At 65.2% G+C, this 18,486-nt stretch carries 25 protein-coding genes; 12 read left to right on the top strand and 13 right to left on the bottom strand.

The features are described from left to right. Window positions 1–10 precede the first annotated feature (10 nt). Complete coding sequence (locus F3H41_RS07105; RefSeq protein WP_149737866.1) at window positions 11–1,030, top strand: substrate-binding domain-containing protein; 1,020 nt, start codon at window positions 11–13, stop codon at window positions 1,028–1,030. 212 nt (window positions 1,031–1,242) lie between these two features. Here F3H41_RS07105 and F3H41_RS07110 read toward each other — a convergent pair whose 3' ends face one another. The 4 genes from F3H41_RS07110 to F3H41_RS07125 form a co-directional block, all read right to left on the bottom strand. Beyond that, window positions 1,243–2,286, bottom strand: a complete 1,044-nt coding sequence (locus F3H41_RS07110) for a Gfo/Idh/MocA family oxidoreductase (RefSeq protein ID WP_149738252.1) — start codon at window positions 2,284–2,286, stop codon at window positions 1,243–1,245. Window positions 2,287–2,291: 5 nt separating this feature from the next. Next, window positions 2,292–3,077, bottom strand: coding sequence for a ThuA domain-containing protein (locus F3H41_RS07115; protein ID WP_149737867.1), 786 nt, complete (start codon window positions 3,075–3,077; stop codon window positions 2,292–2,294). 221 nt (window positions 3,078–3,298) lie between these two features. Further along, a complete protein-coding gene (locus F3H41_RS07120) occupies window positions 3,299–3,640 on the bottom strand; it encodes an SMR family transporter (RefSeq protein WP_149737868.1) in 342 nt (113 codons plus the stop codon). 151 nt (window positions 3,641–3,791) lie between these two features. Next, entirely contained in the window at window positions 3,792–4,352 is a 561-nt protein-coding gene (locus F3H41_RS07125) for a TetR family transcriptional regulator (RefSeq protein ID WP_149737869.1), read from the bottom strand. A gap of 178 nt (window positions 4,353–4,530) precedes the next feature. Here F3H41_RS07125 and F3H41_RS07130 point away from each other — a divergent pair, with 178 nt between their 5' ends. After that, window positions 4,531–4,923 (top strand): group II truncated hemoglobin, encoded by a 393-nt coding sequence (locus tag F3H41_RS07130; RefSeq protein ID WP_149737870.1) that lies wholly within the window; start codon window positions 4,531–4,533, stop codon window positions 4,921–4,923. Between the two features lie 67 nt (window positions 4,924–4,990). After that, window positions 4,991–5,368 (top strand): DUF423 domain-containing protein, encoded by a 378-nt coding sequence (locus tag F3H41_RS07135; RefSeq protein WP_149737871.1) that lies wholly within the window; start codon window positions 4,991–4,993, stop codon window positions 5,366–5,368. Between the two features lie 10 nt (window positions 5,369–5,378). Here F3H41_RS07135 and F3H41_RS07140 read toward each other — a convergent pair whose 3' ends face one another. The 6 genes from F3H41_RS07140 to F3H41_RS07165 form a co-directional block, all read right to left on the bottom strand. Further along, window positions 5,379–5,759: a VOC family protein gene (locus F3H41_RS07140; protein WP_149737872.1), complete on the bottom strand. Its 381-nt coding sequence runs from the start codon at window positions 5,757–5,759 to the stop codon at window positions 5,379–5,381. Then, window positions 5,756–6,070 (bottom strand): antibiotic biosynthesis monooxygenase, encoded by a 315-nt coding sequence (locus F3H41_RS07145; protein ID WP_149737873.1) that lies wholly within the window; start codon window positions 6,068–6,070, stop codon window positions 5,756–5,758. Before F3H41_RS07145 ends, F3H41_RS07140 begins: the two co-directional genes overlap by 4 nt. Before the next feature lie 89 nt (window positions 6,071–6,159). Beyond that, complete coding sequence (locus F3H41_RS07150) at window positions 6,160–6,429, bottom strand: hypothetical protein (protein WP_149737874.1); 270 nt, start codon at window positions 6,427–6,429, stop codon at window positions 6,160–6,162. 31 nt (window positions 6,430–6,460) lie between these two features. Further along, window positions 6,461–6,862, bottom strand: a complete 402-nt coding sequence (locus tag F3H41_RS07155; protein ID WP_149737875.1) for a DUF2325 domain-containing protein — start codon at window positions 6,860–6,862, stop codon at window positions 6,461–6,463. A gap of 224 nt (window positions 6,863–7,086) precedes the next feature. Then, on the bottom strand, window positions 7,087–8,073 hold the full coding sequence (locus F3H41_RS07160; RefSeq protein ID WP_149737876.1) for a TonB family protein: 987 nt from the start codon (window positions 8,071–8,073) through the stop codon (window positions 7,087–7,089). Window positions 8,074–8,136: 63 nt separating this feature from the next. Beyond that, window positions 8,137–8,535, bottom strand: a complete 399-nt coding sequence (locus F3H41_RS07165; protein WP_244616131.1) for a hypothetical protein — start codon at window positions 8,533–8,535, stop codon at window positions 8,137–8,139. A 219-nt stretch (window positions 8,536–8,754) separates the two neighbouring features. Here F3H41_RS07165 and F3H41_RS07170 point away from each other — a divergent pair, with 219 nt between their 5' ends. The 7 genes from F3H41_RS07170 (at window position 8,755) to F3H41_RS07200 (ending at window position 13,857) form a co-directional block, all read left to right on the top strand. Then, window positions 8,755–8,913 carry a hemin uptake protein HemP gene (locus F3H41_RS07170; RefSeq protein WP_244616092.1) on the top strand — a complete coding sequence of 53 codons (159 nt, stop codon included), beginning with the start codon at window positions 8,755–8,757 and terminating at the stop codon, window positions 8,911–8,913. A 10-nt stretch (window positions 8,914–8,923) separates the two neighbouring features. Next, on the top strand, window positions 8,924–9,970 hold the full coding sequence (locus F3H41_RS07175) for a ChuX/HutX family heme-like substrate-binding protein (protein ID WP_149737878.1): 1,047 nt from the start codon (window positions 8,924–8,926) through the stop codon (window positions 9,968–9,970). Window positions 9,971–10,104: 134 nt separating this feature from the next. After that, entirely contained in the window at window positions 10,105–11,019 is a 915-nt protein-coding gene (locus F3H41_RS07180) for a hemin ABC transporter substrate-binding protein (protein WP_149737879.1), read from the top strand. Window positions 11,020–11,110: 91 nt separating this feature from the next. Then, window positions 11,111–12,136, top strand: coding sequence for an iron ABC transporter permease (locus F3H41_RS07185; protein WP_244616132.1), 1,026 nt, complete (start codon window positions 11,111–11,113; stop codon window positions 12,134–12,136). 23 nt (window positions 12,137–12,159) lie between these two features. Further along, window positions 12,160–12,954: a heme ABC transporter ATP-binding protein gene (locus F3H41_RS07190; protein ID WP_149737881.1), complete on the top strand. Its 795-nt coding sequence runs from the start codon at window positions 12,160–12,162 to the stop codon at window positions 12,952–12,954. 94 nt (window positions 12,955–13,048) lie between these two features. Beyond that, window positions 13,049–13,414 carry a DUF883 family protein gene (locus F3H41_RS07195; protein WP_149737882.1) on the top strand — a complete coding sequence of 122 codons (366 nt, stop codon included), beginning with the start codon at window positions 13,049–13,051 and terminating at the stop codon, window positions 13,412–13,414. Between the two features lie 11 nt (window positions 13,415–13,425). Continuing rightward, window positions 13,426–13,857, top strand: a complete 432-nt coding sequence (locus F3H41_RS07200) for a hypothetical protein (protein ID WP_149737883.1) — start codon at window positions 13,426–13,428, stop codon at window positions 13,855–13,857. 127 nt (window positions 13,858–13,984) lie between these two features. On the opposite strand, the gene F3H41_RS07205 is transcribed toward F3H41_RS07200, so the two are convergent. From F3H41_RS07205 to F3H41_RS07215, 3 genes are all read right to left on the bottom strand, one after another. Then, the gene (locus F3H41_RS07205; RefSeq protein ID WP_149737884.1) at window positions 13,985–15,475 is read right to left on the bottom strand and encodes an HWE histidine kinase domain-containing protein; all 1,491 of its coding nucleotides are present in this window, start codon (window positions 15,473–15,475) and stop codon (window positions 13,985–13,987) included. A gap of 109 nt (window positions 15,476–15,584) precedes the next feature. Continuing rightward, window positions 15,585–16,139 carry an RNA polymerase sigma factor gene (locus F3H41_RS07210; protein ID WP_149738254.1) on the bottom strand — a complete coding sequence of 185 codons (555 nt, stop codon included), beginning with the start codon at window positions 16,137–16,139 and terminating at the stop codon, window positions 15,585–15,587. A gap of 8 nt (window positions 16,140–16,147) precedes the next feature. Next, the gene (locus F3H41_RS07215) at window positions 16,148–16,342 is read right to left on the bottom strand and encodes a NepR family anti-sigma factor (protein ID WP_149737885.1); all 195 of its coding nucleotides are present in this window, start codon (window positions 16,340–16,342) and stop codon (window positions 16,148–16,150) included. Window positions 16,343–16,483: 141 nt separating this feature from the next. On the opposite strand from F3H41_RS07215, the gene F3H41_RS07220 reads away from it, so the two are divergent. Further along, window positions 16,484–17,278, top strand: coding sequence for a response regulator (locus F3H41_RS07220; RefSeq protein ID WP_149737886.1), 795 nt, complete (start codon window positions 16,484–16,486; stop codon window positions 17,276–17,278). 134 nt (window positions 17,279–17,412) lie between these two features. Then, window positions 17,413–18,435 (top strand): sensor histidine kinase, encoded by a 1,023-nt coding sequence (locus F3H41_RS07225; RefSeq protein ID WP_188129361.1) that lies wholly within the window; start codon window positions 17,413–17,415, stop codon window positions 18,433–18,435. Window positions 18,436–18,486: the final 51 nt, after the last annotated feature.

Genomic DNA, 18,486 nt, shown 5'->3' on the forward strand with positions numbered 1-18,486 from the left:
AAGGACAGCCATGAACCTCAAGGAGTTCGCCAGCCATCTCGGCCTGTCGCAGACAACCGTCAGCCGGGCCTTGAGCGGCTATCCGGAGGTGCGAACCGAGACCCGCGAGCGGGTGATGCGTGCCGCCCGCGAACTCGGCTACCGGCCGAACACGGCCGCGCTCGGCCTTGCCACCGGCCGGGCCGGCGCCATCGGCATCGTGCTGCGCGGCGCCGGCTTCGGTCCCCACGCCACCGAGTTTCTCGGCGGCCTTGGCGGGCGCCTGCAGGCCGAGGATATCGACATGCTGATCTCGACGGTGGAGAGCGAGGAGGCGGAACTGTCGATCTACCGGCGTCTCGCCGCCAGCAAGCGCGTCGACGGTTTCGTGCTGCATTCCCCGCGCCTTGGCGATCCGCGCGTTGCGCTTCTCGAAGAGCTCGGCCTGCCCTTCATCGTGCACGGACGTCCCGAACAGCCGGGGGGCTGCTCCTGGGTCGATATCGACAATCGCGGAGCGACGCGCCAGGCGACCCGGCTGCTCATCGATTTCGGCCACCGCCGCATTGCCCTGCTCAATGGCCATCGCGGCATGATCTTTGCCGAACACCGCCACGAGGGCTATTGCGAGGCGCTCGGCGATGCCGGCATCGCCATCGATCCGTCCCTGACCGGCAATGGCGACTTCACCGACGAGATGGGCTTTCGCCTGACGCAGTCCTTCCTCGCGGGCGCCAACCCGCCAACCGCCATCATCGCGGGATCCATGATGTCGGCGCTCGGCGCCATGCGCGCCATCCGCGTCGCGGGCCTGACGGCCGGCGAGGACGTCTCCCTCATCGCCCATGACGACGTCTTCGCCTATCTCAGCCCCGAAAACCTCATACCGACGCTGACGACCACCCGCTCCTCCATCCGCGCCGCCGGCACGCGGATTGCCGAACTGCTGCTGCAACGGATGAAAGGCCGGCCGGCCGAGGACCTGCGCGAGGTCTGGCCGGTGGAACTCGTCATTCGCCGCTCGACGGGCCAGCCGAGAGTGAAGGGGTGAGATGCCGGCGATGATTTGTGGTGGCTGCAGAGGTGGTGCCCAAGGGACGCATTGTCCCAACTGCTATCATCGCGCCCCCAGCCATCATCCTCGGGCTTGACCCGAGGATCCACCCGCAAGGCACCGAGTCCGCCGCATGGATGCTCGGGTCAGGGTCGAGCATGACGCAGGAGAGGGCCTTCCCGCCGTAGACGGGCAGGCGCAACCTCGTCTCACACCTTCATTTCCCGCCGCTCGGTTTCCGTCGCGAAGGAGAGGTCCAGCACGCGCTGCAGATTGGCGGCGCGGCGGAAGTCGGGTTCCTGCTTCTGGCCGGTCGTGACGGCGTCCACGAAGCGCTGGTAGTTGGTCGGCACCGTGCCGGCGTCGATGTCGCGCCAAGTGCCGGTCTCGATGTCCTCGCCAAGGCAGCCCTTGAGCGTCGAGCCCTGCGGTGTGTGGATGACCTCCAGCGCGCCGCGGTCCCCGTGCAGCTTCAGGCGCAGTTCGTTGAGATGGCCCGTCGCCCACCGGCTGGAATGCACGACGCCCATGGCACCGTTCGAAAACTCCACCGTCATGGCAAAGCTGTCATTGGCGTCGAGGTCGTAGTCGCCGATGCGGTTTTCCGGTGCCTTGTCGAAGGTCTTGAGCCGCGTGAAAATGCGCTCCACATCCGCCGCACTGCCATAGCTGGCAAAATCGAGAATGTGGATGCCGACATCGCCGAGCACGCCGTTCGAGCCGTGCTTGCGCGACAGGCGCCAGAGCCATTGCGCTTCCTTGGCCCAGTCGCCCCAGGCCTTGGAGACCAGCCAGCTCTGGAGATAGGAAGCCTCGATGTGGCGCACGCGCCCAATCGTGCCGTCCAGCACCATCTGCCGCGCCACCTGCAGCGGCGCGACATTGCGATAGGTGAGGTTGACCATGCCGATCAGCCCGGCCGTTTCGGCCGCAGCGGCCATTTCGTCGGCCTCTGCATAGGTCTCGGCAAGCGGCTTTTCGCACAGCACATGCTTGCCGGCGGCAATCAGTTGCAGAGTCGTGCGATAGTGGATGCGATCCGGCGTGACATTGGTGGCGGCGTCGAATTCGCCCCAGGCGATCGCCTCTTCAAGCGAAGAGAAGGTGCGGGGAATGGAATGACGCTCGGCAAAGGTGGCCGCGCGCGTCGCATCCACATCCACGCAGGCGACCATCTCCACGCCGTCGATGGTCGAAAAGGCGGCGGCGTGGCTGTTCGCCATGCCGCCCGTGCCCAGCACGAGAAGACGGATCGTCATCAGCGATACCCCGCCTCGCCGGCTTCGTGCAGCTTGGGCCCGCGCTCCTCGATCGGCTCCAGCGCCTGTTCCACCGGCACGTTCGGCGCATCGTGAATGGCCTTGTAGGTGCCTTGCGGATTGTGGGCCCACTTCACCGAATTCGTCAGCACGCGGTGCACGTTGGCATCGTGATAGGTCGGATAGGTCTCGTGACCCGGGCGGAAGTAGAAGATGTTGCCCGCCCCGCGGCGCCAGGTGAGGCCGGAGCGGAAGACTTCGCCGCCCTGGAACCACGAGATGAAGACGGTTTCCAACGGCTCCGGCACGGAGAACTGTTCGCCATACATCTCCTCGTTTTCCAGCACGAAATTCTCGTCCAGGCCTTCGGCGATCGGGTGGCGCGGATTGATGACCCAGATGCGCTCGCGCTCGCCCGCCTCCCGCCATTTGAGCGCGCAGGGGGTGCCCATCAATCGCTTGAACGGCTTGGAGAAATGGCCCGAATGCAGGACGATGAGGCCCATGCCCTCCCAGACCCGCGCCGCGACGCGCTCGACGATGGCATCGTCCACCGCGCCGTGATCCTTGTGGCCCCACCAGAGCAAGACGTCGGTCTCGGCCAGCCGCTCGACCGAAAGGCCGTGCTCCGGCTCCTGCAGCGTGGCCGTCGTCGCCTCGATGGCGGGGTCCGCATTCAGCGCCCGCGCAATCGTCGTGTGCATGCCCTCGGGATAGATGCTGCGGACCACATCATTGGTCTGCTCGTGAATGTTCTCGCCCCAAACGACCGCCTTGATCGCCATGACGTCACACCTTTCCGGCCCGCTTCCGGGCCTCCGTTTGCTGGAATTTGAAACCGCTTTCAAATGAAGCGTTACAACGCCCCGATGCGTCCCGCAAGGTCGGATAAAAGCGGTCTGCGAAGAAAATTAGCCTTTGCGGATCAGGCCCTTCCCCGCCGGTTCATCCGTGGAGAGGGCCCGGGTTGCATGATGATCGGTCGCCGCCCGAATGCGACACCCGCCTAGTGAAATGTAGACGACGACAAAAGGTTCAAGACCAGAACACCGGCAATGATGAGGCCAAGCCCGACGACGGCGGCCAAATCCAGCTTCTGGCCGAACACCACGAAGCCGACGATGGAAATGAGGACGATGCCGAGCCCGCTCCACACCGCATAGGCAATCCCGACGGGGATGGTGCGCAGCGTCAGCGACAGGAAATAGAAGGCGATGGCGTAGCAGACCACCATCATCGCCGTCGGCCAGGGCCGCGTGAAGTGCTGGGCCGCCTGCATGGCGGAGGTGCCCAGCACCTCGAAGATGATGGCGATGACGAGAAGGGAATAGACGGCGACAGGGCTCATGATACGGCTCCGGAAACGGCGGCAAGACTTGCAGGGCGACAAAGGGATGGCGTGCGCCATTGGGAAGGCGCACCGTGGGGATGGCGTGCGCCACTGGGACGGCGCACCGGGAAAGCAGGAGGCCACCGTCCGATGACGACAGCAGCACCCCTCACGCGGTGGTGAGGGCCATCAGGCGCGCCTTTAGCGCTTGCCGTTCCGGTGGCTCCAGCCGGTGGCTGCCTAGCATGTCGGCCAGCCAGAGACCGTCTGCCGCAAACCGCGCCGCAAGACAGCCGGCGCTCCCATCCGTTTCCGCATGTCGCTCGGCCTTTTTTGTAACGAAGGCCTGCCAGCGGCCCTTAAGCGCGGGTTCGGCCAGGAGCGCGATGGTCAGAACCCGCCAGCCGGCGCCGGCCGCATCCTGATCGAGATCGAAACAGACGGCGACATAGGCGCGCGAATAACGACCGACCGGCTCGACGTCGCAAGCCATGGCGGCCTCGACCGCCGCCTCGAATTCGGAAAGAAGCCGCGCGAACAAGCCGTCGATCAGCGCCGCCTTGTTCGGAAAATGGTGCAGCAGGCCGCCCTTGCTGACCCCTGCCGCCGCCGCCACCGCATCCAGCGTCAGGCCGGCAAGCCCCGCCTCGGCCGCGAGCGCCCCCGTCACCGCCAGCAATTGCTGGCGGACCTGTTCGGGCTGCTTGGATCTGCGGTGCGCGTTCATCATGCACGCGCTCTAACATACCGTCCGGACGGTTTGCAACAAGAATGCGCGAAGCCTTGGGAACCACGCGACGCGCCATTTGCCGCAGGGCAACGCGCACGGGGCCAGGTGGCATTTTGATCCACCGCATTGCGTCTGACCGCCGCCCTGTCCTATCTGGTGCTGATGACGGGAGACGGATATGGCGGAAGGCGAGACCACAACGCTCTATGAGGCGATCGGCGGCGACGCGACGGTCAAGGCGCTGACGGCGCGCTTCTACGACCTGATGGACACGCTGCCCGAGGCGGCACGCTGCCGGGCCTTGCATCCCGACGATCTCTCCGGCAGCCGCGAAAAGCTCACTCTCTACCTCACCGGCTGGCTCGGCGGCCCGCCCGTCTATGTCGAGCGCTTCGGTCACCCCATGCTGCGGCGGCGCCATTTCGGTGCGGCCATCGGTCCGGCGGAGGTGGAGGAATGGCTGCTCTGCTTCGATCGCGCCCTCAACGAGACGGTCGCCCATCCCAAGCTGCGCGACATCATCCGCGAGCCGATCACGCGCCTTGCCCATCACATGCGCAACGTCGAGTGACGATGGCAGCCACGCCACGCCGACCGGCCATTCCCAAAGAATTTTGCCCGATACCAAGGACCAGATGATGACCTTAGATGCCCCGCTTGCCCTCGCCCAGCGCGCCTTCATCGCCGTCGCCGGCCTGATAGGCGCCGCCGGTGTGGCCCTTGCCGCGGCGGCCGCCCATGGCGGCGATGCCCGCGAGCTTGGCGCCGCCTCCGCCATCTGCCTCGCCCATGCCCCGGCCCTTCTCGCACTCGGCCTCGGCGGACGGGGGCTGCGCCTTGCGGGGCTTTCGGCGATCCTGCTCTTTGCTGGTGCCGGCCTCTTCTCGCTGGATATGGTCTCGCGCCATTTTGCCGGCGCACCGGTCTTCCCGATGGCGGCGCCGACCGGCGGCACCACGGCGATCCTCGGCTGGGTACTCCTCGCCATCGGCGCCCTGCTGCCGCAGCGGCGCTAGAAGCGAGCCGTCAGCGTTCCGGCAGCGGCAAGCGGCGGCCGAACCGCAGCAGATTGCCGTGCGGATCGTGGATATAGAATTCCTGCATGCCCCAGTCGCGATCCATCAGCGGCGACAGGCGCTGGATGTCGCCGCGCGCCTGATATTCGGCGTAGAGTTCGACGATGCCGTCGCCCCTCAGATAGACGGAGGTGTTTTCGCAAAGCGTGCGGTCGCCCGCTCGCCAGAAGTGAAGTTCGGCGATGCCGCGGCGCAGGATGAGATAGGTGTCGTCTCGATACGTCGTGGTGAAACCGAGCTTGGCGCCATAAAAGGCCTCGGTCTCGCCCATGTCGAGGGATGGCAGAACCGGCAGCGCTTCCACGCCGGCCTCGGTTTCGGAAGCGCTCATGCGCCCTCCACCACCGTGTAACCCTCGAACTGCGGCGGTCCGACATACATGGCGCGGTTGTCGCCGGCATTGCGGTGGGCGGCCCGGAAGTTCTCGGAGGTCGTCCAGGCGGCAAAGGCCTCTCGGCTTTCCCACAGCGAGTTGGAGATGAAAGGCGTGTATCCTTCATCGGCCTTTGTCTCACCCCGCAACAGGCGGAATTCGATGAAGCCGGGATTGTCCGCAAGCGTCGAATCGCGGTTCTTCCATACGGCCTCGAAAGCCTCCTCGTGACCGGCAACGATCTTGAAGCGGTTCATGGCAATGAACATCGGTCGTCTCCCATACTGAAATGCAGCTTGAAGATGGGCCGGATAGGAGCCGTGGGCAAGTGCATGAGGCAAGGCGCGCCCGCGCGCCGTCAGGGACGGCGCGATGCCGGGGGCCGGAACAGGATGACCTCGCCACCAGCGGCAAGTGCCCGGCCAAGACGCTGTCCCTGTCGTCGCACGAAGGGCAAAATCTGCGCCGCAGGCCGCGGGAGATCGGCCAAGTCAGGCACCTCTTCGACATCCGGATACGGCAGGCGCGAGAGCGCCGCATGCAGTTCCGGCACCATTGTGTCGCCCTGTGTCTCAGCCAGCTTGTGAAGGCCGATCAGGTGGTAGGGATCCACTCGCTCGTCAGTCATGGGTCACTCCTTGCAAACGGCGTGAAAACCGTCAGGCATCGCGGGCGGTCTTCAGGTCCTGCAAGGCCCGCTCGAGGCTGGACTTGCTGCCGTTGCGCAGCGGCACGAAAGCCTTGCCCCACTTTTTGCAGCCCGTCTTCACGCGCAGACACGCATCATGGCTGATGCAGTCGATAGGGCAGAACACGCAATCGACCGATGGCAGCACGCGGTCGATGCGCGAGACGGCCTCGCGCAGCCCGCCATCATGGTGGATCAGTTCGGCGCCGAAGGAACTGGCGATCTCGCGCAGATGCGCGACCTGGCAATCCCGCCCGCCGACATAGAGAAAGCTGCGCCCGGCAAGTGGATCGCCGGCACGCGCCGTTTCCTCGACACGGGAAGCCCCTGCCTTGCCCTGCTTCTGGTCCTTTTTCCGGCGCTTGTCGGCCATCGCACGACGCTCCCTTTTCCCCTGGCCGCATCGCACGGCCGACGCTCTTCGAATCCGCCGTCGCGGCGGGAATGAGCGGACCCTACAAAACATGAGTATTCCGGTAAAGTATAATCTTGACGAAGATACTCATATTTTTAAGCCGTGGGAAAAAGGCTGTAAAAACAAAAGGCGCCGCCCCGCATACGCGGCAAGCGACGCCCCGATCCTTGGAAGGCAGAGGATTAGCGGTGGAAACCGAGGGGAATGGTGAAGGCCCAGCTGTCTCGGCCGGCCCCCTCGGGGATTTTCGGAAACGGTGCAGCCCGCCGCACAGCAGCCAGGGCAGCCTCATCGAGAATGGGCGACCCGGTGCTGCGCGCAAGACTGATGCTCGCCACCTGCCCGTCGGCCCTGACGGTGAAGCGCACCTGCGCATCGCCCTTGATGCCGCCACGGGCGGCGCCGGGCGGATAGCGCAGCGCCCGCGTCAGACGTGCGCGCACCTTGCCGGGATAGTTCGAAACGGCCGCATTGCCGGCCGCCTGCTGGCGCTGGCCACGCTGCCCGCCGCCGACATCGGCAGCTTTCGCCTGATTCTGTCCGTCCGCCACGCCGCGCTTCTTTGTCTCGGCCGCCTTGCCGTCATCGCCCGCCTGCCGTCGCTCCACCACCTTGCGCGGTGGTTCCTTCTTTTCGATGCGCTTCTTTTCCGGCGCCTTGGGCGTCGGCTTCTCGACAACCTTTTCGGGTTCCGGCCGCGGCATCGGCGTCACCACGTCCTCGATCTCCGGCATCAGCTCTTCGGCAGGCTGAAGGGACGCCGTGACCAACGGATCGTCGGCCGTCACCGGCGGCTCGGCATCGGCGGGCAGCACCACATCCGCCGCAACGGGCGGCGTGATCTCCTCCGGCACGACGTCGCTGACCTCAGGCGTCACCTCGGGCACAACCGGCGTCGGCTCCGCAGGCGCAACGATCGGCTCGCTCTGCAAATCCGGCGAAAGGGCCGCAACCTCATCGGGCGCCACCTCTTCCGGTGTCACCGTCTCGGATATCTCGCCCGCCTGGATCGCATCCTCGAAGGCATTGCCGAGCAGCGCAACCTCCATCGGCTCGCCGCCGGCGACCTGCGCTTCCTCCGGCTCCACGGCGGAGAGATAGGCCGCCGCTCCCGCATGGGCTGCGAGCGAAAAGGCAATTGCCAGGCCCCATTTCACTGTCGTCTTCATTCTGCCTGTCCTGTCGGGACCTCATGCCCGCATTGATCTGTTCTGGCTGCTCAGTGAGGGCCTTCACCCCTTCAGGGAAACGCCATCCACCTTCGATCCCGCCTTCAGCCCCTTCATGCAGGCATCGGCGGAAAGCCCGGCACCGGTGCAGGCCGGGCTGTCATTGAGGAGAAGACCGCCGACATCCTCACAGCGCGTACCGCTGAGATCGAACTGCCGCACCTTGGTCTTGCCTTCCGGAAGGTCGCGGAAATCCAGCACGGCCATACGCTCAACAAGCCCCTTGCGATCGAAGAGCACGACCTCGAAGGAAACTTTGTCGATCGACTGCGGCAGCGTGTTCTCGGTAACGAAGGTCAGCTTGCAGCCCTTCTGCGAGGTCGCGAGATCATTGAGCTCGACCGAGAGCTGACCCGCACTGGAAGCCACCGGCGGCGCATCCTGCGCCACGGCCGGCAGCACGCCCGCAGGGCCGAGCAGCCCCGAAACAACAAGCAGACCCCGCCCCAATGACCGCCTTGCCATATCGCCCAACCCCCACAGCCAAAAACTTGAATCTAAAAATCCGGTATTGCAGGCTTACAAAAAGATGAGTTATGAAGTCAACAAATAATCCAGCCATGCGCGGCGCGCCAGCCGCACCGAAGGGGCCATTGCGCCGTGATCGCCGAGGACAGAAAATTGCCGGAAACCGCCGTCGCGACCGACCGCAAAACCGCACCGAAGGTGGTCGAAAGCCGCGAGCTCTTTGCCGGCCGCAGTGAAATCCTGATCAGCCATGACGGTGCGCTCTACCGCATGAAGATCACCCGCCAGAACAAGCTCATTCTCAACAAATAGGCATGCACAGATGATTGACCGTCGCCCGACCCCCGCCGAAATCCGCGCCTTCCGCACCGAAAATCCCAAGATGCGCGAGCGTGACGCCGCCGAGCGCCTCGGCATCAGCGAAGCCGCGCTGGTTGCCGCCGAATGTGGCCTGTCCGTCGTGCGCATCGACGGCGACGCCAACCGCTTTCTCGCCCGCGTCGGCGAACTGGGCGAGGTCATGGCGCTGACCCGCAACGAAAGCGCCGTGCATGAAAAGATCGGCCCCTTCGAGAAGGTGCAGGCCGGCAAGCAGGCAACGCTCGTGCTCGGCACCGAGATCGATCTGCGCGTCTTCCCCTCCGCCTGGGCCCACGGCTTTGCCGTGACGAAGACGGATGGCGACACGGTCCGCCGCAGCTTCCAGTTCTTCGACCGCGCCGGTATCGCCGTGCACAAGGTGCACCTGCGCCCCGCGTCCAACCTTGAGGCCTATCAGGCAATCCTCGATGATTTGCGCCTTGAGGATCAGGCCCAGACCTTCACCGAAGAGGCAATCCCCGCCGACAAGCCGACGGGCGATGTGGATGCGCTGGAACTGCGGGCCCGCTGGAGCCGCATGACCGATACGCACCAGTTCCACGGCATGCTGCGCAGCCTCAACGTTTCGCGCCGCGACGCCCTGCACAATGCCGGCGCCGACTATGCCGAGGCGCTGGAGCCTTCCGCCGTCGAGGCCATGTTCCGCGGCGCGGCCGGCACCGATCTGCCGCTGATGTGCTTTGTCGGCAATCGCGGCGTCATCCAGATCCATTCCGGCCCCGTGGCCAATGTGCAGACCATGGGACCGTGGCTGAACGTCATGGACCCGACCTTCCACCTGCATCTGCGCACCGACCACATTGCCGAAGCCTGGCTGGTGCGCAAGCCGACCAGCGACGGCCATGTCACCTCCGTCGAGGTGCTGGACGCGCGCGGCGAACTGATCATCCAGTTCTTCGGCAAGCGCAAGGAAGGCAAGATGGAGCGCGACGACTGGCGCGACCTTGCCGAAGGCCTGCCGCGCCTCGCGCGCACCGTCGCGGCCTGATCGCACGGCTGAGCAACTTGCGGGGCGCATCGCGAAAGCCGTCGCCCCGCAGATAAACATCACCCGGCAAAGACTCCGCGGACATCGTGCCGCCGCGCTTTGCCGTGCCCGCCCCTCGGGAGAAAGAGTTCGCCATGATCCGCCCGGCTTTCCGCCTTTTGTCCCGCCCGGCTCGTCTGACCGCCGCGTTTGGCCTCGCCTTGCTGACCGGCCTTCCCGCCCTTGCGGACGACGCCAAGCCCGCCCCCGATGCCAGCCGAATCGTGTCCATCGGCGGCGCCGTCACCGAGATCGTCTACGCGTTGGGCGAAGAAAAGCGGCTTGTCGGACGTGATTCCACCAGCATCTACCCGGCCGCGGCGGGCTCGGTTCCCGATGTCGGCTACATGCGCCAACTCTCGGCCGAAGGCGTGCTTGCCACCAATCCAACGGCCATCCTCGCCGTCGAAGGCAGTGGCCCGCCGGAGGCCGTCGCCCTCCTGGAGAAATCCGGCATCGCCTTCCTCACCGTGCCGGAAACCTTCGACATCGAGGGCATCGCCGCCAAGGTGCGCGCCGTCGGCCATTTTCTCGGCGTGGATGCGAAGGCTGAACCGCTCGCGACAAGGATCGAGGCCGATGTGACGGCAGCAGTGGAGGATGCGGCCAAACGGCCGGAGGCGGAGCGCCGGCGTGTGCTCTTCATCCTCAGCACGCAGGGTGGCCGCGTCATGGCTTCCGGCACCGGCACCGCGGCCGATGCCATCATCACCCTTGCCGGCGCCGTCAATGCCACACCCGACTTTCCCGGTTACAAGCCGCTCTCCGACGAGGCGATCATTACCGCAAAACCGGACGTCATCCTGATGATGGACCGCGGCGGCGACCATGGCGCTTCCAATGCAGAGCTTCTCGCCCATCCCGCCATCAAGCTCACGCCGGCCGGCGACAAAGCGGCGATCATCCGCATGGACGGCCTGCACCTGCTCGGCTTCGGCCCCCGCACCGCCAGCGCCGTGCGTGATCTCAACGCCGCGATCTATGAAGGGCAGAACCATGTCGCACAGTGAGGTGCCGCTGGGGCGCGGGTCGGTGTTGCAGGCGAACGGACGGCAGGGCCTTGCAGCCGCCTGGCGGCTTGGAGATCGCTCCGGCCTCGCCATGCTCGTCATCATCGGTCTCGTCATCGCGACCGGCGCCATGTTCGCCCTCTCGGTCACGGTCGGCGCTTCCGATGCCTCGGTGACGAGTCTCATCGCCACGCTGCTGGGGTTCGGCGATGCGGATGCCGCGCTTTCGGCGCGTGACCGCATCATCATCCTCGACATCCGCCTGCCGCGCGCCGTGCTCGGCCTGATGATCGGCGCCTCGCTCGCCGTCTCCGGCGTCGTGCTGCAGGGCCTCTTCCGCAATCCGCTGGCCGATCCCGGCCTCGTCGGCGTTTCCGCCGGTGCCAGCCTCGGCGCCGTCGGCGTCATCGTGCTCGGCGGCACGGTGCTTGCCCCGCTGTTTGCCTTAGCCGGCATCTACACCCTGCCGCTCGCCGCCTTCTTCGGCGGCCTTGCAACCACCTTCCTTCTCTACCGCATCGCCACGCGCGGCGGACAGACATCGGTCGCGACCCTGCTGCTCGCCGGTATCGCGCTCGCTGCCCTCACCGGCGCGGTCACCGGCGTGCTGGTCTATATGGCCGATGACAAGCAATTGCGGGACCTCACCTTCTGGGGTCTCGGCTCGCTTGCGGGTGCGACCTGGTCGAAGGTCGTCGCCATCGCCCCGATCATCCTCGTCTCCTTCCTCGTCATCCCGTTCCTCGCCCGTGGCCTCAATGCCATCACGCTTGGCGAGGCCGCCGCCTTTCACATGGGCGTGCCGGTGGAACGGTTGAAGCGCATCGCCATCGTCGCCGTCGCCGCGGCCACCGGTGCTTCCGTTGCCGTCAGCGGCGGCATCGGCTTCGTCGGCATCGTCGTGCCGCATCTCCTGCGCCTCGTCATCGGCCCGGATCATCGCACCCTGCTGCCGGCCTCCGCGCTGCTCGGCGGCGCGCTGCTGCTCTTTGCCGACATGATCGCCCGCACCATCGTTGCGCCCGCCGAACTGCCGATCGGCATCATCACGGCGCTGGCCGGCGGGCCCTTCTTCCTCTGGCTGCTACTGCGCGGCCGCGCCCAGCTTGGCCTCTGACACGAGACGACATTGGAAACCCCATGACCCTCCACGCCCGCAATCTCACCTTGAGCCTCGGCAGCAAACGCGTGCTGGATGGCGTGAGCTTCACCGCCCGCACGGGCGAACTTACCGCCATTATCGGCCCGAATGGCTGCGGCAAGACGACGACACTGAAGGTGATCTCCGGCGAGATCCGCAAGGCCGGCAGCGTCACGCTCTTCGGACGCCCGCTGGAAGCCTACAAACCCTGGGAGCTTGCGCTGCGCCGGGGCGTGCTCGCCCAGCACACCACCATCGCCTTTCCCTTCACCGTCCGTGAAATCGTCGGCATGGGCGTCACCGCCGGCACCGGCGCCACATCTGCCTCGGCCGAGGAGCAGGCCATCGAACGCGCGCTCGCGGCCGTCGATCTCGAAGGCTTTGCCGGTCGCTTCTACCAGGACCTGTCGGGCGGCGAACAGCAGCGCGTGCAGCTTGCCCGCGTTCTCTGCCAGGTCTCGGCGCCGGTGCGCGATGGCGAGCCGGCCTTCCTCTTCCTCGACGAGCCGGTCTCCAGCCTCGATATCCGCCACCAGTTGTCGATCATGGCGCTTGCCCGCCGTTTTGCCGATGCCGGCGGCGGCGTCATCGCGATCCTCCACGATCTGAACCTGACGGCCATGTATGCCGACCACGTCGTGATGATGCGCGCCGGCACGGTGGCTGCGGGTGGCGCGCCTCAAGCGGTCTTCACCGACGATACGCTCCAGTCCGTTTTCGGTTGCACCATGCGCGTCGGCGTTGCCCCGCCAATCGGCACGCCCTTTATCCTGCCGCAGACCGCGATCCATTAGAAAAACGGGAACAAAAGCCCGGTCAACGCGTTTTGAGGGCGAACCCGGCCGCGCCTGCGGCCTCGAAATTTGTCCTGATGAAGGAGTTGAACCAATGGCAACCGGTCTTTTTTCCAGCAACAGCAAGAAGCACAACGGCGCCCACCTGCAGGCCTCCATCGAAGAGCGTATCGAAGCCCTGCGTGCGGAGCTTTCGTCCCTGACGGACGAACTGTCCGACCGCGGCCAGGATGCCGGCAAGTCGATCCGGGCCAAGGCCCACGTCGCGCGCGAACGCGCCCAGGAAGGCGTCGAGGATCTTCTCGAAACGAGCGAAGCCGTGCTGCGCGAACTCCGCCGCGCCTCCGCCCGCACCGGCCGCGAAGTCACCAAGACCGTGCGCGAGAACCCGCTGATCGCCGTCGGTGCCGCGGCCGCATTCGGCCTCGTGATCGCCTCGCTGCTCAGCAGCCGCCGCTAAGCCGCCCCATCATGGGTTCGCTCGGGGCACTTCTTTCCGCTGCGGCGTCCTTCGATGCCACAGCGACCACCCACAGGCTGAAGCGAAACGCGCTGGTCTACGGCATCGCCGCCCTCCTCGGCGTCACAGCCTATATCACGCTCATCGTCGCACTCGCGCTCTACCTGGCCACCCGCATGCCGGCCCACCTTGCCGTCGCCACGGTGGCAGCTATTGCGATCGCGCTGATCCTTGTGGTGGTCGTGATCGCAGTCATTCTCAACGCGCGCGACCGCCGGCTGCGCGAAATCAAGCGGCAGCGGTCAATGGCGCGCACGAACCTGATCGTTGCCACGACCCTTGCTCTGGCGCGCAAGAAGCCGGTGCTGGCAGCCGGCGCGGCCATCGCACTCACGGCCGCATTGGCAATGATGCGCGGCGACGATGATGACGCCGACGCATAGGTGACCAGAGCCTTAAAACGACATGAAGCCCCGCGAGCCATTGAACCGGCCGCGGGGTTTTTCGTGCGATCCTGGATGAAGCCCGGTCAGCAACGGCCGCGATCTGCCCTCGTTCAGCCGGATGCTCTCACAGCGGCAACCGGATCAGGGCCGTGAGCCCCGACGGCAGATAGGACACGGAAACGGCGCTGCCGAGAACCTTGTCGAGGCTGCGCTCGATCAGGATGGACCCGAAGCCACGCTTCTCCGGCTCGGTAACCAATGGCCCGCCGATTTCGGTCCAGGTCAGGTTCAGCACCTCGGCCCCCTCCTCCTGGATGCGGCGCGCGGTAATCACGACCTTCCCGGTCGGCACGGAAAGGGAGCCGTATTTGGTCGCATTGGTGGCCAGTTCATGCAGCACGAGACCGAGACCGAGCGCCTGATCCGGTCCGAGCTCGATCTCATCCTTGTGGATTTCGATCTGTGCCGCATAGTCGCGCACATGCGGCATGAGTTGCTTGCTCAGCAAGGCCGCGAGCCGGATCGAGCCCCATTCGTGGTCGGAAAGAAGTCCATGGGATTCGGAGATCGCCTGCAGGCGTCCGGCAAAGGCCGTCATGAACTGTTCGGGGTCGCTGGTGCGCCGCAACGTCTGTCGCGCCAGGGATTGCAGCATGGCAAGCGTGTTCTTGACGCGGTGATTGAGCTCGCGCAGCAAAAGCCGCGTCCGCCGGGCCGATGTCTGCTGCTCGGTCACGTCGATCGTCACGCCCAGCAGATGCGTGGGCTTGCCGTTCGCATCCCGCTCGTGAACCCTGCCCCGTCCCATCACGAAACGGTTCTTGGCGGGGATCCGGAAGGTGCCGTCATAGTCTTCGGTGCCGCGTGCCGCTGCCTTCAACTGGCGTAGCATGGCGGGCCGGTCGGCCGGATCAATGGCGGAGAACATGGTCTCGGCCGAAATCTCGCCGGACTGCGGCAGGCCGAACATGCAGGCGAGCGGCCTGTTGCCCTGCACCGTGCCTTTTCGGATGTCCCACAGCCAGCTTCCGACCTGGGCCGCTTCAAGCGCTGCCGCATGGCGCTGCTCGTCGCGCGCCACCGCAGCTTCCGCCGCCTGATGGCGCCGCGCCACCGCCTTCATCTGGAAAAGCTTGCCCGCCAGACGCGCCAGCCTCAGCAATTGCCCCGCCTGCTGGTCCGTCACCCCGGGGCGCGCAGCGACATCGAAAACGCAGACCGTTCCGATCGGCTGGCCGTCGACCGTGATGGCGGCGCCAGCGTAAAAGCGCAGATGAGGTTCGCCAGCCACCTGGGGATGGGTAGCGAAACGGGGATCATCGCCGGCATCGAGAACAGAAAAGACGTTGCCCTCCCCCATGGTGAGCGTGTGGATGCAAAAGGAGATATCGGCCGGCGCCTCGCTCTGCTTTGTCCCTTCGGCCGCGGTAAACCACTGGATGCGCTGTCCGACGAGGGTGACAAGGCCGACCGGCGCCGCAAAGGCGCTTGCGGCCAGTTTTGCAAGGTCGGAAAAGTCGGCGTCGGGCCGCTCGGGGTTGGGCACGGTTGCACGGAGCACGTCGAGGCGGCCTGGGGCAACCATCAGATCCTGCGCCGTCCCTAACGTGCCCATCTCGGCGTCACTCCTTTGCGTACCCATAGAAAGACCGGCGGGCATGCCCACCGGTCCTTAGTCCCGCTGCCGAGGCGCGGAACACACGTCCTGCTCCCCTGTTGCTGCCTCACGATACGAAGGCGCGGGATGTCAAGGGCGCGGACGTTGCATCCGGCCCGTATTCATGCTCGCCGTTCACCTTCAGGAGATCCTGAAGCCTCTGGCGCGCGCGATTGACACGGCTCTTGATCGTACCCAGCGCGCAGCCGCAGATTTCGGCTGCCTCCTCATACGAAAAACCGGAGGCACCCACAAGAATGATGGCTTCCCGCTGGTCGGGCGGCAGCATGTCCAGCGCCTTGCGGAAATCCTGCATGTCGAGAGATCCGTATTGCGAGGGGTGCTGCGCAAGCGACTCGGTAAAATAGCCGTCGCTATCCTGCACTTCGCGGCCACGCTTGCGCAGCTGGCTGTAAAGCTCGTTGCGCAGGATGGTGAAAAGCCAGGCCTTCATATTCGTGCCCATCTCGAAGTGATCCTGCTTGGCCCAGGCCTTCATGATGGTGTCTTGCACGAGGTCGTCAGCCTTGTCGTGACGTCCGATCAGGGACATCGCGAACGCACGCAGGCTCGGCAGCGCTGCGAGCATTTCACGCTTGAAGCTCGTCTTTTCGGGTTCCATGCTCACGCTCACTCGCTGGCGCTCTTCTTCGATACCTGCTCGACGGCGTCGAGTTGCTCGAGCAAGTCCAGAAAGCGATCGGGAATCGCCTCCTCCTGGACAGAAAGATAAAGCGATCGCAGGCGCGTCGCGATCTGCGCGTTGGGGTCGTCGGTCGCGACCGTCCGGACCGGCGGACGCCCCTCCCCGTGCTGATGTTTCATAGTCGGATGCCATCCTGTGCACAATTTCCTGACCAGAAATGCATCAGAGGTTTTTTTGTTCCAGTAGCAGGAACCTTTTTTTAACATTCGCGTTGTGGCACCATTGGGGAAGCATACGCCCCGCATGAGGGAGTTTCTTGAATGTCATTGTCTACCCGGATCGCGCCTTACCTGCCGTATCTGCGTCGTTACTCGCGTGCCCTGACCGGTTCCCAGACATCTGGCGACGCCTATGTGGCCGCCGTGCTTGAGGCGCTCATTGCCGATATTTCCATCTTCCCGGAAAACGACAACGATCGCGTCGCGCTGTTCCGCCTGTTCACCAAGCTCTACGGCCAGACGTCGCTGGATATTCCCGAGCCCGTTTCTCCCTTTGCCTGGGAGCAGCGCGCCTCGCTCAATCTCGCCAGCGTTTCCCCGCTGGCACGCCAGGCCTTCCTGCTGGTTGCCGTCGAAGGTTTTCAGCCGGCAGAAGCGGCTGAGATCCTCGACATCGACGCCCGCCAGATCTCGACGGTCCTAGATCGTGCCTCGCACGAAATTTCGCGTCAGGTCGCGACCGATATCATGATCATCGAAGATGAGCCGCTCATCGCCATCGATATCGAGCAAATGGTGGAAAGCCTCGGCCACCGCGTCGTCGGCATTGCCCGCACCCATGAGGAGGCGGTGACGCTCTACAAGAACACCCGTCCGAGCATGGTGCTCGCCGACATCCAGCTCGCCGATGGCTCTTCCGGCATCGACGCCGTGAACGACATCCTCAAGACCGCCGCCATTCCGGTGATCTTCATCACCGCCTTCCCGGAGCGGCTGCTGACGGGCGAACGCCCCGAGCCGACCTTCCTGGTGACCAAGCCCTTCAACCCGGACATGGTCAAGGCGCTGATCAGCCAGGCGCTGTTCTTCAACGAATCCACCAAGGCTGCGGCCTGATGGTCGCGAGCCGCACTTGCTGCGGCTCGTATTTCCCCTAGTTTAGCATTGATAGACACGGCGCGCCGCCCTGAACCCGTCCGGCGTCGCGCCCCGTCCGCGCAGTGTCTTCTGCTGGCATGCGGACGACAACAATGAGGCAGACCGTGACACAGGCGGCGGACGGAACAGAGACTGCAGACAATGAACACCCGGTCGAGCGAGTCCTGCGCACCGTTCTTGCCCGCAGCGGTACCGCGTTTCGCTTCCAGCGCGACGATGGCGGGCTGATTACCGCCCATAATCTGTCAGGCCCGCTCGCATCGTTGACGGAAGAATTCGGCGATGCCCGCCTGCTGTTTCAGGCCGAAGCCGGAGAAAGCTTCCGCTCGGCCCTCGGCGCCACGCTGCCGGGAACAGATCCCCGATCCCTTGAACTCGACATGGCCGCCAGTGACGGCACGCGAAGTTACCGCGTTGATCTGGAATGGCTGGAAGCGGGGGACCACAAGGGCGTGCTGCTCGTCTTCACCGACATTTCCGACACGCGGCACCGCGAGAAGGTTCTGAAAACGCTGCTGCGCGAACTCAGCCACCGCTCGAAAAACCTGATGGCGATCATCCAGGGAATCGCGACACAGACCGCACGGCAGGCCCAGTCACTGGAAATCTTTCTCACCCAGTTTCGCGGCCGGCTGCACTCCTTGTCCCGCTCGCAGGACCTCGTGACCGATTCGAGCTGGCGGGGGGCCGATCTCTTCGAACTCGTGGATCAACAGATGACCGCCTATGCCGGCGATGCGTCCACTGTCCTGCGGCGCGACGGCCGCGACATCCGACTGAGTCCGAATGCCGCGCTCCATGTCGGCCTCGCCCTGCACGAACTCATCGTCAATTCCGCCAGTGAAGGAGCGCTCGCCGCCGGCACTCCGCCTGTGCGACTTTCCACCCGACCATCGACGCTGCGCGATCTTCCGGCGATGGACATCGTCTGGCACGAGGAGCGGGGCAAGGCAGAAGGCGCAGATGTCGCCGAAGCGCGCGGTTTCGCCCGCACCGTCCTGGAGCGCGTGGTGCCGACCGCAGTCGGCGGCACGGCCACCTATGGCGCCGATAGCGATCTCGTCGAGTACCGGCTCACCATCCCCGGCAATGAATACGAGGAATTGCCAGGCTGAGCCAACCGCTTTGGGGGCCGGCGTCGATCGACATCGGCTCGGTGGAAGCCC

This window comes from Rhizobium sp. RU20A (assembly GCF_900155885.1).
In the GTDB taxonomy this organism is placed as follows: domain Bacteria; phylum Pseudomonadota; class Alphaproteobacteria; order Rhizobiales; family Rhizobiaceae; genus RU20A.